Source organism: Streptomyces sp. NPDC059169 (assembly GCF_042755225.1).
In the GTDB taxonomy this organism is placed as follows: domain Bacteria; phylum Actinomycetota; class Actinomycetes; order Streptomycetales; family Streptomycetaceae; genus Streptomyces.
In genome coordinates, this window is the sequence record NZ_JBHZCF010000003.1 from 190,348 (window position 1) to 205,077 (window position 14,730).

Below are 14,730 nucleotides of genomic sequence, written 5' to 3' on the forward strand. Positions count from 1 at the left end.
TCCGTGCTCCTTTCACCCGAAAGGAAGCACGGGTTGGGCCACCTGCATGAGCGGCTGGTCGTTGACGCCTTCGATCGCGAAGGGCGGGGCCCGCTTGCGCACGGCCGCCCAGGTGTCCGCCCCGGTGCGGAGCCGGCCGGCGCCTCCGCGGCGACCTCCGGTCGTTCCGCGCCGGGTCCCGACGTCCTAGGCCTGTGTTTCCCGTGCGACAGGACTGCGCACCCGGAGAGGAGTCGGTGACGGCCTGGAGCGCTGAGTCGCGCCGGGACGGGAACGCCGGGCCGAGCAGGTCAACTCCCTGGGTGAGCCTGGGTCTGGAGCCGCCAGCGGCTGCCCGTGCAGCCGCTGGGCAGGGGCGGAAACCGGTGTCCTTTCACGTCGGTGCTCCAGTGGTGCCGAGCCCCGCAATCACATTCGTAGATACCGCTGTCCGGCACGATCTCGCCGGGGTGGAACCAGTCCTTGGCTTCGCTTTCCATGCCCTCTGTCTACGGGGCCGTGGAGGAGTACGCGACCCGGCACGGCAGCCGTTCGCCCGACGCGCGGTGCCGAGTGCCGGGTCCTCGGGGAGGCACGGCGTGGACGCCCTCCGTGGTCTGACGCCCTGCAAGCAGGCATCCCTCTTCCGGCTACCAACACGCCTCGCCGCTCCCGACGCCGGGTCGCAGCGTGCCCGAGTCTCCCGGGTGGCGGAGCGCGGCCGGTGGGTGTGGAGTGAGGGATGGACTGGTCGCGCGAGTGTCGCTGCGGCGGGGAGGCGGGTCGCGTCGGGAAGGAAGAGCCTAGCTGCCGGCACGATCGGACGACGGGGCGTGAACGTCGTTGCGAACACATCGGCAACCGTGCGATACACGTGGCGACCGGCCCGCGCCGAGGCGAGCGGCAGGGGATGCAGCACCTCACCGACGACGACAGCATGGGCAGAGCACCGACGTAGCAGCCCAAAGACGGCCCGCCCCCGGGCTCGAGCGGGCAATCGAGGACCTATGACACGCGACATGTGGAACTACCATCCGGAGTCTCACCACAGGCCGGGGATGAGCCTGGTCGGATACACGGTCGTGGCGACCGACGGCCCGATCGGCACGGTCGACGAAGCCACCGAGGAACTCGGATCCACCTACGTGGTCGTCGACACCGACCCGTGGATCTCCGGCAGGCACGTGCTGATCCCCGCGGGCACCGTCGTGCGGGTCGACCGCCATGAGGAGAAACTCCTCGTCAACAGGACCAGGGAGGAGATCAAGGACTCCCCCGAATACGACCCGGAGCAGCACCACGGCAACAGCCACTTCCGTGAGGACGTCGCCGACTACTACCGCCCCTTCTACAGCTGACTCGGGCCCGGACGCCAGGAGCTCGAGGAGCGGCCCATGGGCACCGACCTCGACGGCGACGGATCGGCGGTCGGCGGGCCCGCAGACGGTTGTGTCCACCGTGAGAAATGGAGGGCGGTGGCAGTCACCGTTGTCCCACTTCTGCAGCAAGTGGCCGAGAAGGCTCCCGGAACGCAGAGACCGAGTGGATGTTTTGGTCGACCCGATGAGCGGCTCGACCGCGCATTCCCAGCAATGACCAGAAAACACCTGGTACGGTGACCGAAAAATTACTGATTGGGTGGTACTTCAGATGGCGGGCATTCGAAGAGCGTCGGCGGAGGCCTCTCCGAGGATTACGGACCCGACGTGATGGCGGTTTCGTCAGCCATGGCGGAGGACGACTGGCAGACGTCCCTTTCACCGGTCAACTCGCACAACGAATGGGACCCTCTGGAAGAGGTTATCGTCGGTCGACTTGACGGAGCGACGGTTCCCTCCCGTCACCCGGTGGTGTCCTGCAACCTCCCGCCATGGGCGGCACGTCTACAGGGCCTGGCCGCCGGCAAGAAGTACCCGCGCTTGCTGCTCGAACCAGCACAGCAGGAACTCGATGAGTTCATCGCCCTCCTGCGTTCCCTCGGTATCACCGTGACGCGCCCCGAAGCGGTCGACCACCGCCGGCGCTTCAGCACTCCCGACTGGTCATCCCGCGGTTTCGGCAATACGTGTCCGCGTGACAGCATGATCGTCATCGGCAATGAGATCATCGAGACCCCCATGGCGTGGCCGAGTAGGTACTTCGAAACCCACTCCTATCGCCCGCTCCTCAAGGACTACTTCCGACGCGGGGCACGCTGGACTGCAGCGCCCAAACCCCAGCTCACCGACGCCCTGTTCAGGTCGGATTACCGTATTCCCAGGGCCGGAGAACCTCCTCACCGCATCCTCACCGAGTACGAGCCCGTTTTTGACGCGGCGGATTTCATGCGCGCGGGACGCGACCTGTTCGTCACGAGGAGCAATGTCACCAACCGTATGGGCATCGAGTGGCTGCGCCGTCACCTCGGTTCGGGCTACCGCATCCACGAGGTCGAGAGCCGCTGCCGCACCCCCATGCACATCGACACGACACTCCTCTTGCTGGCACCGGGCAAGGTCCTGGTCAATCCCGAATACATCGACGTCTCGCGCCTGCCCGAGGTACTGCGCTCATGGGACGTTCTGATCGCCCCGGACCCCAGCCCGATCGACGAACGCCTACTCAACATCACCTCGACGTGCGGCAAGTGGCTCAGCATGAATGTTCTGATGATCGACGAAAAGCGCGTGATCGTCGAGCGGCACCACACCAACATGCTGCACGCACTCGAACGTTGGGGCTTCGAACCGATCCCGTGCAATCTGCTGCACTACGCGCCGTTCGGTGGCTCGTTCCACTGCGCCACCCTCGACGTCCGGCGTCGTGGCACACTCGAGTCCTATTTCGACTGACGGACGGAGAGGACGGCTGGCGCCGTGCGCTTCCGGGGAGAAGCCAAGCCCACCCGGCAGACGCACCCCGCAGTGCAACACCGGCGAAGCAGCAGCAACGCGGTCGACGGCGCGCCACGGCCTCGCAGCGCTCGCAGGACGATCACACTGCGGGCCGCCCTGCCTCGCACAAGCCGTCACTCCGTCGCGTTCGCACGGAGGCAGCGTTGTCGACTGCCGCGGCGATGTACGGCTGAGGTCGTCACCGGCTGGATCTCCTGAGCAGCCGGTACCGTTCGGATCCGGCCCACGCCCGCCGCGGACGCCGACGTGCTCGACCCGCGGCTCCCTGCTCGATCCGTGCACCGCGAAAGGTTCCCCATGGCCATGGCCCCCCACTTCAGCGTCCTTTCCGAGGACTTCGCCGCCGATCCCTACCGTTTCTTCGCATGGCTGCGGGACGTGGCGCCGGTGCACCACGAACCATCGATCGACAGCTACTTCCTCTCGCGCCACCGCGACGTGAAACGGGTACTGACCGACCATCAGGCGTTCTCCACCGCAACGCTGCAGACACGCGCCGAACCGGTGATGCGCGGGCCGGTCCTCGCGCAAATGACCGGTGCCGAGCACACCGCGAAGCGGAGCATCGTCATCAGGAGCTTCACCGGACAGGTCCTCCAGAGCCAGATGCGCTCCGTCCGCACCAACGCCACCGAGCTCATCGCTCCCTTCCTGTCACGGGGCAGGCTGGACCTCGTCAACGACTTCGGCAAGCCCCTCGCCGTCCACGTGACGCTCGACGTCCTCGGCCTGAACAAGGACGACTGGCCGCAGATCGCCGCCTGGCACAGTGGTGTGGCCGAGTTCATCACCAGCATGACCCTCACTCCCCGACGCCGGAAACACTGCCTGGGCTGCGCCGAAAAGCTGGAGGCGTACCTCCTCCCTGTCATCGAGCAGCGGCGCCGCCACCCCGGCGAGGACCTCATATCACGGCTGTGCACCGCGGAGTTCGACGGCATTGCCATGAGCGAGCGCGACATCACCGCACTGATCATCAACGTACTGGCCGCCGCCACCGAGCCGGCGGACAAGACGCTCGCCCTGCTCTTCAAGCACCTGATCGACAACCCCGAGCAGATGGCCCAGGTCCGCCGGGAACCGAACCTGCTTCCCGCGGCCATCGCCGAGACCCTGCGCTACACCCCGCCGGTCCAGCTCATCCCCCGTCAGGCGGAGCAGGACGTCGTGTTCTCCGGCACCGCCGTGCCCGCGGGCGCCACCCTCTTCTGCATGATCGGCGCTGCCAACCGCGACCCCGACGCCTTCGCCGAGCCCGACACCTTCGACATCCACCGCCCGGACCTCGGCACCGCCCGCTCCTTCACCGCCGCCGCCCAGCACCTGTCCTTCGGGACCGGACTCCACCAGTGCATCGGCGCGGCCTTCGCGCGCGCCGAGATCGAAACCGTCGCCACGATGCTCCTCTCCGTGCTCCACCGGGTCCGCTACAGTCCCGGGTTCCGCTACCGGGAAACGGGCCTGTACACCCGTGGCCCCGCGTCCCTGTCCCTGGACTTCAGCCCCGTCCACGAAAGCGTCACCGCCCAGTCGGCACCCGTGCCCGGCGGCAGGCTGACCGAGCAGGACAGCGCGGCTTCGATCCCGTGATCGACGCTGCGCGGGGACACCCTCGTGCCGAAACACGGCAGCCGTGCCTGCACCGTGGAGAAGGGCACGGCGCCCCGTGCCAGGGGCTCGCGGTGGCTGCGGCCGAGACGCCGAGAGGTAGTGTCTCCCGACGTGTCCGGTGCCGGGACGAGGGGGTTGGAGCCGCCGTGGTGTCCGTGGGGGAAAGACTGAGCAGTGCGCGGGTGCGGGCCTTCATCGGCCGGGAGGCCGAACTGGGCCGCTTCGAGGTGGCTTTGACCGGCGATCCGCAGGCCCCTTTCGCGTTCTACGTGTTCGGGCCGGGCGGCATCGGGAAGTCGACGCTGCTGCGGCGCCTGGCCGACCACGCTCGGGCGGCGGGGCGACCGCTCGTCGAGATCGACGGACGCTTCGCCAGCCGGGACCCTGCCGACTTCGAAGACGCGGCCGGATCTTTCCTGGAAGTTCCCGGCACGGTCCTCGTGGTGGATTCCTTCGAGCACTGCCAGTGGCTGGAGAGTTGGCTGCGGCACCATTTCCTGCCCCGCGCAGCGGACGGCTCCCTGGTCGTCCTGGCCGGTCGGCACGCCCCGCAGCCGCAGTGGACCGCCGACCCCGCTTGGGCCGGGTTGCTGCACGTGACCGAACTGGAGCCGTTCTCCGAGGAGCAGGCCCGGAGCCTGCTGGCCGCAGCCAGGATCCGGCCCGAACTGCGGGACCGGGTGCTCCGCTTCGCCGGAGGCAATCCGCTGGCGCTGTCCCTCGCGGCAGCCGCGGGATCGACGGGCTGCAGCAGGGAGGAGATCTGGGCTCCCTCGGCCGGTGTCCTGCGGACCCTGTTGACAGGGCTCATCGGTGAGGTGCCCACGGCGGCCCACCGCCGCGCCCTGGAAGTGGCCGCGCACGCCCACTCGACGTCCGAGGAACTGCTCACCGCAGTACTGCCGGAGGAGGACGCGCACGTCCTGTTCTCCTGGCTGCGGGACCTGCCCTTCATGGAGTCCACGCACCGGGGGGTCCACCCCCACGACGCCGCACGGGAGACGCTCGCCGCCGACCTGCGCTGGCGGGCGCCCAACGCGTTCGTGACGATGCGCCGGCGCCTTGCGGACGAGTACCTGCGCATCCTTCGGGAGGCCCCCGAGGAGCGGGTGTGGACCGTCACCGACGAACTCTTCTACCTCTTCCGGGAGGGGAAGACCCTGGCCCGACTGCGCACGTGGTCCCGCGAGGACGAAGTGCACGACCGTCCCCTGCAACCGGATGACATCGATATCGTCCTGCGCATGGCGGAGGAGACCGAGGGGGCTGCCTCCGCGGAGCTCGTCCGCTACTGGGCGCAACGTCAGCCGCAGGCCTTCAGCGTCTATCGTCTGGTGAGCACGGGTCGGGTCGTGGCGTTCACCGCCAGACTGGCTCTGCCGGCCCCTCCCGACCCCCAGGACGTGGCCACCGATCCCGTCGTCGCGGCCGCATGGCAACACACCGACGCCACCGCGCCGGTGGTCCCCGGCGAACACATCGGCATAAGCCGCTTCTCGGTCTACCCCGAGCGCTACCAGGTCCCCTCGCGCGTCATCGACCTGAGCAGTTCCCGCGCGCAGGCGGAGGCCGCACGCGCCCGCGGCCGCGCCTACGGCTTCGCCGTGTTCCGGGACGCCGAGACCTGGGCCGAACGCGTCGAGGGCACCCTCGGCGACACCGGGGCGCGCCCGCGCGTCGGTGAGCACACCTACGGGCTGTTCGGCGTCGACTGGCGCCGGGAACCCGTGGAGACCTGGCTCCGTCGCTTCATCTCCACCACGGACGTGCCCGTCCAGGCCGGGCCGTCGGGCCTCTCGCGCACCGCCTTCGACCAAGCCGTTCGCGAGGCAATGCTGCACTGGCGGGACGCGGGTACCTTCGCCGCCTGCGCCCTGATGCGCGCCCGTATCGCGGCCGACTGTACGGATCCCGTGGAGGAGTTGCGCGCCCTCCTGCGCCAGGCCGTCGACGGCCTCGCCCGGGAACCGCGGGGGGTACGGGCCCGCGAGGCCCTGACTGCGGGCTACTTCTCCGGTGCACCCACCCAGGAGGCCGCCGCCCGCCGGCTCGGCGTGCCGTACGGGACCTACCGTCGCCATCTGCGCCAGGGGCTGGACCTCCTGTGCGAGGCTCTGTGGCGGAGGGAACTGCACGGCCCTCTCGAGGCTCCCTAGGGTGGGTTTCGAAAGTGCTGGTCACAGCCACTCGTTGCTGGCTGCGACCGGCACGGCGGCCCCGTAGCGGCGGACGGCGAGGCCGTCGCGTCGACCTCGCGGTGGCGCTTCCGGCGAGCTTGCGCCACCCTGCCCTCGGAGCCCTCCGCCTCGCCGGCACACCGGCGGTACCGCCGCCTCGCCATCACGGGTGCAGCACACTCCGCACCCTGAGCCCCCTCGGCGTCACGTGCCCCGACCGGAGGGACCCACGAAGCGACGCCGCCCCCGTGGAAGGAGGCGCCCCGGACGCGCGGGGCACCGCTGGGGCGACCTTCCGGGGCTCAGTACTTGAGCCAGCTGAACGTCCGCTTGCCGTTGCTGCTCTCTGCCATCAGATTGACCACACCGGTCTCGATGGTGAGGTCGTCGACCACGATCTCCGGCGGGAAGATGAGGTTCACGTAGCTGAAGGCGAGCTTGTCGTCGAGTGCGTTCAGCCGGGAGGTGATGTCCTTGCTGTCGATGCTCACCGGACTCCCGGAGCCGTCGTACAGCGATGTGTTCTCTCGGAGGTTCACGACCACCCGCACGATCTTGCCGCGATAGGTCTCGCCCTTGTCGCGTACGTCGTCGGCGATCTGCTTGGGAATCTGGCTCAGGGCCCGGTCCGTCACACGCACGTGGTCACCGACGTGCGTGGAAAGCTCGTAGAAGGTGGCCGCCTCCTTCGCGGTGCGAATGGTCCTCTCCGCGACATCTTGCTTCCCGAGTTGCTTCTTCGCTGCCTCGCTCGCCTTCCGTACTGCCTCCTTGACTTCTTCCTGGCCTGCCTTGCGGGTGCGCTTCACCATGTCCGTGGTGGTGTGCTGCCGCGAGGCGTAGTCCGGCTTCTTGGCGCTGGCTTCGTACGGCCAGGGCAGCAGGTCGCTGTGCTGGATCTCCCAGAGGCGCTTCGCATCGGTGTACTCCAGCGTGTAGCGGAGTCCGCTCACGGAGAAGTCCGAGACGATCGGCCCGCCTGGCATCGCCGACCTGGCCAGTTCATGAGCCGACGCTTTGCTGGCACCGGCTGCCTTGGCTATCTCACGCGACATCAGATAGCTGTCCTCCGCGGAGATCTCCGGGTCCGCGAGGGACTTCAGATAGGCGTCGCAGGCTGCCTCTACGGCCTTCTTCAGATCCGTGGTCGGGGCCGACGCGAGGAAGTCCCGCAGCGCCTTCGCGAACGGGTTCCGACCGGTCTTCAACTCCTGGATGTCGACCGTCCAGCCTCCCGGCCATTTGGCCCCGCCGAAGACCTCCACGTCAAACCACGACATGACCGCTGTCCCTTCTTTCGATGACCGCGACGGTTCCTCCGTCCGCCGCAAGGAATACGGGCGGAAGTTCGGCACGCGTCCGCCGCGCACGCGAAGCTCGAGGGAGCACGGAGACCTCGGGACTTCTCCTGTGCGCCGGAATTTCCGAATAGCCCGTCACCACAGGCAACAGCAGCCTCCTGTGGACGGTCAAGCAGATCGAGAATCCCTGAGGAGGATGGCCGTATTTCGCCGTGCCTGCTCCCTCGACCCGCGACGTGCTGACGGTCCGCCAGCCAACGACCCACGCGGGCGACGAGGGGCGTCCGTCGCCGGTCACTCACCACAGAAGCATCGGCGGGACGCTGTCACCCGAGGGGTACCCGATTGCCCGAGCCTGACTCTGTCGGCGATCTCGATGGTTGAAGTGCCGCCGCGGCCCGTGGCACGGCCATCCTGGTGGGACGTTCTGCCGCCGGACGTCCGTGGCAGGCCTCGACGGGCGGCGCCCGTCGACCGCCACGTGCCGGACTTCGCCGTTCGACGGGGCCAAGCGGGCAGGGGCCCGGGACGGGACGTTCGCGGCGTCAGCCGACGCGCGCGGCGTCGGGGAGGTGGACGGGTGCGGACAGCGTTGGACAGTCAACGCCCCTGACGGAGCTGGAAAGTGGACACCGCCCGGCGTGACGCTCTGTGCCATGAACCTCCACCGCACACGGACGGCCCACTCGCCACCCGCCGCTCGGCCGGGAGCCGCGCTCGCTGCGCTCGCCGGTGCCCAGTTCACCGTCACGCTCGCCACCTCGATCGTCAACGTGGCGCTTCCGCAAATCCGCACCGGAGTCGGCCTCTCGGACGGCGGAACCACCTGGGTGGTCAACGCCTACGGCGTGGCATTCGGAGCGTTGCTGCTGGCGGGCGGCCGGGCCGCCGACCTGCTCGGTCGACGCCGGGTACTGGTCGCCGGCCTCTCGCTGTTCGCCGTGGCTTCGCTGGCCGCGGGACTGGCCACCTCCTCCTACATGCTGGTGACCGCCCGCGCCGCTCAGGGCCTCGGCGCTGCCGTCATCGCCCCGGCGGCGCTCGCGTTGGCGATGGAACAGTTCCCCTCCGACGCCGGTCGCGGCAAGGCGTTGGGAGTGTGGGGTGCGGTCTCTGGAGCGGGCGGCGCGGGCGGTGTCCTGCTCGGCGGCATCCTCACCCAGGCGTGGGGCTGGCCCTGGATCTTCCACTCCGTCGCGGTCGGGACGGTACTGGTCCTCGTCGCGGTGGTGGGACTCGTGCCACCGTCGACCGGCCGCACGGGCGAGCGGTTCGACCTGTTGGGCACCGTCACCGTCACCTTGGCCCTGACGTGCCTGGTCTGGGGATTGACCACCGCACGCGGCGCCGGCTGGACGGACCCCTGGGTGTTGGGCACCCTCCTCTGCTCCGCCGCGCTGCTCGGTGCCTTCGTCGTGATCGAGCGTCGCCGTTCGAACGCACTCGTACCGCCCCGGCTGTTCACCACCGGCCGGGTCGCACCCGGCAACCTGCTGATGGCGCTACTGGGCTCCGTATGGATCGCGCTGTTCTTCTTCCTGCCGCTCTACCAGCAACACGTGCTCGGCATGAATCCTTTGGCCACCGGTGTCGGTCAACTTCCCCTGGCAGTAGCGAGCTTGCTCGGCGCGATGGTGTCACCACACGTCTCCCGGCGCATCGGGGACGCCGCTGCCGTAACCGTGGCCCTGTTCACGACCGCCGTCGGCATGATGTGGTTGTCACGCATCAGCGCAGACGGAAGCTACCCCGGCCACGTCCTCGGCCCGAGCATCCTGATCGGCCTCGGCCTGGGCTCCGCCTTCGTCCACCTCACCGCGCTCGCCGTGGACGACGTCCCGCCGCAGGACGCGGGCCTGGCCGGTGGTCTGGTGAACACCACACGCCAGGTCGGCGGTGCCGTCGGCCTCGCCGCCCTGGCGACGCTGGCCGGCTCCGTCACCGCCCGGGCTTCCGTCGACCAGGCCCCTCTGGAGGCCGTCACCGCCGGCTATCGCGCCGCCTTCACTGTGTCGGCCGCGATCCTCACAGCCACCGCTCTCTTCGCGCTACGCCTCACCCGCAGGACCCGCAACGGCCGCCCCTCCGCCGCGGCGACACCTCCGGCACCCGCCCCGCTGAGCCTGGCAGCCGCCCACCACGTGCCCACCCGGCCCATCGCCCGGGGACCGGACCGCCACGGCAGCGCCGGGCAGTCCGTCTGAGACCACGCGCCTCCTTCGACACCACAACACGAGATCTGAGGACCGAACATGTCCAACAAGCCCTACCTGACCGGCCACTACACGCCCGTCACCGACGAGGTCACCGCCACCGAACTCACCGTCGAGGGGCACCTGCCGGCCGAGCTGACCGGTCGCCTGCTCCGTAACAGCCACAACCCCAAGCCCGGTGTCACCCCGTCCCATTGGTTCAAGGGGAGCGGCATGGTCCACGGCATCCGGCTCCGCGAGGGGCGGGCCGAGTGGTACCGCAACCGTTGGGTGCACACCCCCGCCCTCGACGGCGCCCCCTACATGACCGAGCGCGGCCCGGACCTGACCGCCAGCACCGCCGGAACCCACGTCATCGAACACGCTGGACGGCTCCTCGCGCTGTGCGAGGCGAACGTCCCCTTCGAACTCACCCGGGACCTGGAGACGGTCGGCGCCTACGACTTCAACGGCAAGCTGCGCACCGCGATGACCGCGCACCCCAAGGAAGACCCGGTCACGGGGGAGCTCCACTTCTTCGCGTCCTCGCCCTTCCCCCCGTTCCTGACATACCACGTCGCGGATTCCCAGGGCGAGATCGTCCACAGCGCGGAGGTCCCGGGAGCCACGGCCTCGCTCAAGCACGACTTCGCCCTCACTCGCCGCCACGTGGTCTTCGTCGAGGGCAACGTCACCTTCGATCCCGCAGAGACCTCCGGTATCCCCTACGCCTGGAGCGACCAGCAGCCGGCCCGCATCGGGGTCATGCCGCGCGGCGGCGACGGCGCCCGGCACGTCCGCTGGTTCTCCATCGAACCGGGCAACATGCTGCACGTCTCGAACGCCTACGAGGACGGCCAGGACCGCATCGTCCTGGAAGGTCCCACCGTGGACCGCGAGGGCTTCCGACTCTCCTGGAACTGGTGGGTCGGCGCACCCGGGCGCGGCTCCGAGCCCGTCTCCCGCTCCTACACGCGGCGCTGGGTGGTCGACACGACCACGGGATCCGTCGACGAACAGATCATCGACGACCTCCCGGTGGAGTTCCCCACCCTCAACGAGCAGTACCTCGGCGCCGAGAACCGCTACCAGTACGCCATCGCCTTCCCCGACGACAACGGCTTCGGCGGCTACGGCATCGTCAAGTACGACCGCACCACCGGTGCCCGTCGCATCCACCAGGCCGGCGACGCCCGCATGCCCGGCGAAGCCGTCTTCGTGCCCGCCGCCGGAGCCACCCGCGAGGACGACGGATACCTGCTCACGGTCCTCTCCGACCTCAAACAGGACGCCTCCCAACTGCTGGTCCTCGACGCCTCCGGCCTCGAGCAGATCGCCACCGTCCACCTGCCCCACCGGGTGAACGCCGGTCTCCACGGCTCCTGGATCCCCGACACCGCCCTCGAAGAACCCGCGGGCTGATCCACGGCAGGGAACGCACACCCACTCCTGACCGTTGGTCAGGAGTGGGCTGACCCAGGGGCCAGCCGGCGGGCAGCCGTCCACCGATCCGGCCACCGGCCCGCGGGACACGCGCTGGCCTTCCGCGGGACCGGTGGGAGCGGTGCACGGAACCGCCCCCCGCCGGTCCCGGCTGAGCACTCACGGGCCCGTCCTGCCGTTGCCGCAGGACGGGCCCGCACGACGTGAAGGACCACCACCAGGCCGCCCCCTGTCGATGCGGGCACGGGCCCCCACCGGTGTTGGCACGGCCCCGGACGGAATCCCCGGCGGACGACGACGGGTCGGCGGCTGCACCGACGGGAGGTGCGGAGTGGGGTCGCGCCGGCGGTGCCAGGTGGCCGTCGGTGCGGGCCGCTCGGGCGAACGGGCCACGGCGACCGGATCGGAGCCGTACCCGCCTGCGGCCGGCGCGCGGGAACGGCGAGGACCCGCGCATCACACGGAGGCCGACCTGCGCGCGGTTCCCGGCCACCGGGGGTGCAGGGAGTCGATGCGGTAGTCGTGACGGTGCCGCGGGCCGTCGACCGTCGGGGCCGCATCGGTCAGGTGGGGGTGGCCCGTGGGCAGTTCGGCGTGCACGTGGTCGAGTTCGGCGGGGTCGCGGTGCGGCCAGATCCGTACCGCGGACACCGCGGCGGCCAGAGCGATCACCGTGAGCACGGCCGAGGCGGTGAGCATGCCGGCGGCTGCCGCCAGCCAACCGGCGAGGGGGTACGTGAGCAGCCAGCAGCCGTGGCTCAGGGAGAACTGCGCGGCGAAAGCTGCGGGCAGGTCGGCGCTGGACGCCGACCGTCGCAGCAGTCGGCCACCGGGAGTGAGGACCACGGAGGTCGCGGCGCCGAGCGCGGCCCAGGCGGCGAGCAGCGCGGGCCAGGACCATCTGCCGGGAGGAAGGGCGAGGCACACGGACAGGGCCGCGAGCACCCCGGTCATGACGAAGGCGCCGGGCAGCATCAGGGCCCGGTCGCCGACCCGGTCCAGGAAGCGGGGAAGCAGGAGTGCGGCCGCCATCGATCCGCCGCCGTACGCGCCCAGGGCCAGCGAGACGTCTCCGGCCGGCCGGCCGAGTCCGTCGCGGACCAGGACGACCGTGTTGACGATGACCATGGCTCCCGGAGCCGCCACCACCAGGTCCAGCGCGAGCAGCGCGCGCAGCCTCGGGGTGGCCAGGAACAAGCGCGTCCCGAAGGCTGCCTTGGCGAAGACGCCCCCGGTGCGCTCGACAGGCTCGGGCTTCGGCAGCAGGGCGGACACCACGAGCGAGGCGGAGGCCAGGAAGCCCACCGTGGTTCCGGTGAACAGCCAGTTGTAGGAGACCAGTGAGAGCAGCGCCGCGGCGAGCACCGGGCTGAAGACACCTTCCAGGTCGTAGGCGAGCCGGGAGAGTGACAGGGCGCGCGTGTAGTCGCGCTCATCGGGCAGTACGTCGGGAACGGTGGCCTGGAAGGCCGGTGTGAAGGCTGCCGACGCCGCTTGGAGCAGGAAGACCAGTACGTAGATCTGCCACACCTGGGTGACGAACGGCAGCGCCAGGGCGACGACGGCGCGGACCAGGTCCGTGGAGACGAGGAGCACGCGTCGCGGGACCCGGTCGGCCAGGGCGCCGATGACCGGGGCCACCCCCACGTACGCGACCATCTTGATCGCCAGGGCCGTGCCCAGCACGGCGGAGGCGTCCGCGCCCGCGATGTCGTAGGCCAGGAGGCTCAGTGCGATGGTCGCCAGACCCGTGCCGACCAGGGCGACGACCTGGGCGGTGAACAGGTGCCGGTAGGTGCGGTTGCGCAGCACGGACAACATGCGACGGCCCCTCGTCGGCGATGAGGTTGCGCCACCACCGTATCCGATGCGTGCATGAGTGCGCACATGTTGACTCATCCGGGTGGGTGGGCCCGGTTCAGTCGTGCCAGGGCTCTCCGGTCACCTCGTGGTCGGCATGACTGATGGCTTCCACGACCAGACGTCGCATGTGGCCGTCCGTGAGCGCGTAGACCACCCTGCGTCCGTCCTTGTGGGCCTGGACCAGCCCACCGAGACGCAGCTTGGCGAGGTGCTGGCTCACGGCGGGACGGGCCGCGCCACACGAAGCGGCCAGGGCGGTGACGTCTGCTTCGCCGTGGGTGAGCAGCCACACGAGGTGCAGCCGCGTGGGCTCGGCCAGCAGCGAGAAGACCCGCGCCGCCGCGGCGAGCTCGGCGGTGCCGGGCGTGCGCTGATGCGCGTCATTCGCCGTTGAGCTTCCTGCGCGTCCGGACATGGACTCCATCGTAGGCGCGTCCCCACCGGCTCGGACCGGGCACCACACGGGGCTGACGCATCACACCGGGCTGCGACGCTCGTGCGCGGCACCGCGAGCGGGATCCACGGCCGTCCGAAGACCCGGCGACGACCGGTTCCGATCCGCAATCATCCGACTCCGGAACGGAGTCGGACGGGCGGTGCCTGCACGCGGGCGCCACGGAGCCCGCGACCGGCACTCGCCGGTAGCATGGCCGAAAGTGGCCCCGCCGGTCGGCGGGGGCGGTTCGGACACCTGCCGGATGGTGGAAGCAGGCAACCTTTCGGAACCTGGAAACATGGGATACGGCTCAGCTCCGTGCCATGCCGTCCGTGTCACTGGCCTCGGACGGCACTCCCTTCCCTGCGCCACCGACCGCAACACCGATCGGTGTCGGTGGCGCCGCGTCCCCTCCCGCGGATGCCCCGACGGGCCGGCACAAGGACGAAGCAGCGACCCGGCCGAACCCCCGCTCGACGGCACGTCCCGAATCTCCGCACCAGAACGCACGGCGCCCGATGCCTCCGGGGCGGAAGGCGGTGCTCACCGGGCTATGCACCGTGCTCCGGGGCCGCCGTTACATCACGTGCGCGGAAGGGACGAGAGGGTTCAGCGGTTGTCAGACAGCGGACCAGCCTGACGGGAGGCCACAGCACATGCGTTCCGACCCCACCGCCGCAGACACGAACGGCGCCGCGGCTGCCACCGAGATGCAGATGGCCGACGTACTCGCCGGCGTCCTGCACACCGAGCAGGTTCCGGTGGACGGCAACTTCTTCACCGACCTCGGCGCCGACTCCATGGTCATGGCACAGTTCTGCGCACGCATACGCA

At 69.9% G+C, this 14,730-nt stretch carries 9 protein-coding genes; 6 read left to right on the plus strand and 3 right to left on the minus strand.

The window, feature by feature from the left end:
• Positions 1-1,037 precede the first annotated feature (1,037 nt).
• From ACFXOM_RS07100 to ACFXOM_RS07115, 4 genes are all read left to right on the plus strand, one after another.
• Positions 1,038-1,337, plus strand: coding sequence for a PRC-barrel domain-containing protein (locus ACFXOM_RS07100; RefSeq protein ID WP_384928040.1), 300 nt, complete (start codon positions 1,038-1,040; stop codon positions 1,335-1,337).
• 351 nt (positions 1,338-1,688) lie between these two features.
• Positions 1,689-2,810: an amidinotransferase gene (locus ACFXOM_RS07105; protein WP_384948652.1), complete on the plus strand. Its 1,122-nt coding sequence runs from the start codon at positions 1,689-1,691 to the stop codon at positions 2,808-2,810.
• A gap of 360 nt (positions 2,811-3,170) precedes the next feature.
• The gene (locus ACFXOM_RS07110) at positions 3,171-4,463 is read left to right on the plus strand and encodes a cytochrome P450, cyclodipeptide synthase-associated (protein WP_384928046.1); all 1,293 of its coding nucleotides are present in this window, start codon (positions 3,171-3,173) and stop codon (positions 4,461-4,463) included.
• Positions 4,464-4,633: 170 nt separating this feature from the next.
• Entirely contained in the window at positions 4,634-6,640 is a 2,007-nt protein-coding gene (locus tag ACFXOM_RS07115; RefSeq protein WP_384928049.1) for an ATP-binding protein, read from the plus strand.
• A 323-nt stretch (positions 6,641-6,963) separates the two neighbouring features.
• On the opposite strand, the gene ACFXOM_RS07120 is transcribed toward ACFXOM_RS07115, so the two are convergent.
• Complete coding sequence (locus tag ACFXOM_RS07120; RefSeq protein WP_384928052.1) at positions 6,964-7,941, minus strand: hypothetical protein; 978 nt, start codon at positions 7,939-7,941, stop codon at positions 6,964-6,966.
• Positions 7,942-8,618: 677 nt separating this feature from the next.
• Between ACFXOM_RS07120 and ACFXOM_RS07125 the strand changes: the two genes are divergently transcribed.
• Together ACFXOM_RS07125 and ACFXOM_RS07130 are read left to right on the plus strand one after the other, a co-directional pair.
• Complete coding sequence (locus ACFXOM_RS07125; protein WP_385037237.1) at positions 8,619-10,166, plus strand: MFS transporter; 1,548 nt, start codon at positions 8,619-8,621, stop codon at positions 10,164-10,166.
• A 48-nt stretch (positions 10,167-10,214) separates the two neighbouring features.
• Positions 10,215-11,576, plus strand: coding sequence for a carotenoid oxygenase family protein (locus ACFXOM_RS07130; RefSeq protein ID WP_384928058.1), 1,362 nt, complete (start codon positions 10,215-10,217; stop codon positions 11,574-11,576).
• Between the two features lie 477 nt (positions 11,577-12,053).
• On the opposite strand, the gene ACFXOM_RS07135 is transcribed toward ACFXOM_RS07130, so the two are convergent.
• The gene (locus ACFXOM_RS07135) at positions 12,054-13,418 is read right to left on the minus strand and encodes an MFS transporter (protein ID WP_384928060.1); all 1,365 of its coding nucleotides are present in this window, start codon (positions 13,416-13,418) and stop codon (positions 12,054-12,056) included.
• 97 nt (positions 13,419-13,515) lie between these two features.
• The gene (locus tag ACFXOM_RS07140) at positions 13,516-13,875 is read right to left on the minus strand and encodes an ArsR/SmtB family transcription factor (protein WP_384928063.1); all 360 of its coding nucleotides are present in this window, start codon (positions 13,873-13,875) and stop codon (positions 13,516-13,518) included.
• Between the last annotated feature and the right edge of the window lie 855 nt (positions 13,876-14,730).

What these genes read in the sequence shown, in the direction of transcription:
- ACFXOM_RS07125 (WP_385037237.1), top strand. Translation starts at nt 8,619, where the DNA reads ATGAACCTCCACCGCACACGGACGGCCCACTCGCCACCCGCCGCTCGG.
- ACFXOM_RS07105 (WP_384948652.1), top strand. Translation starts at nt 1,689, where the DNA reads ATGGCGGTTTCGTCAGCCATGGCGGAGGACGACTGGCAGACGTCCCTT.
- ACFXOM_RS07135 (WP_384928060.1), bottom strand. Translation starts at nt 13,418, where the DNA reads ATGTTGTCCGTGCTGCGCAACCGCACCTACCGGCACCTGTTCACCGCC.
- ACFXOM_RS07100 (WP_384928040.1), top strand. Translation starts at nt 1,038, where the DNA reads ATGAGCCTGGTCGGATACACGGTCGTGGCGACCGACGGCCCGATCGGC.
- ACFXOM_RS07110 (WP_384928046.1), top strand. Translation starts at nt 3,171, where the DNA reads ATGGCCATGGCCCCCCACTTCAGCGTCCTTTCCGAGGACTTCGCCGCC.
- ACFXOM_RS07120 (WP_384928052.1), bottom strand. Translation starts at nt 7,941, where the DNA reads ATGTCGTGGTTTGACGTGGAGGTCTTCGGCGGGGCCAAATGGCCGGGA.
- ACFXOM_RS07130 (WP_384928058.1), top strand. Translation starts at nt 10,215, where the DNA reads ATGTCCAACAAGCCCTACCTGACCGGCCACTACACGCCCGTCACCGAC.
- ACFXOM_RS07140 (WP_384928063.1), bottom strand. Translation starts at nt 13,875, where the DNA reads ATGTCCGGACGCGCAGGAAGCTCAACGGCGAATGACGCGCATCAGCGC.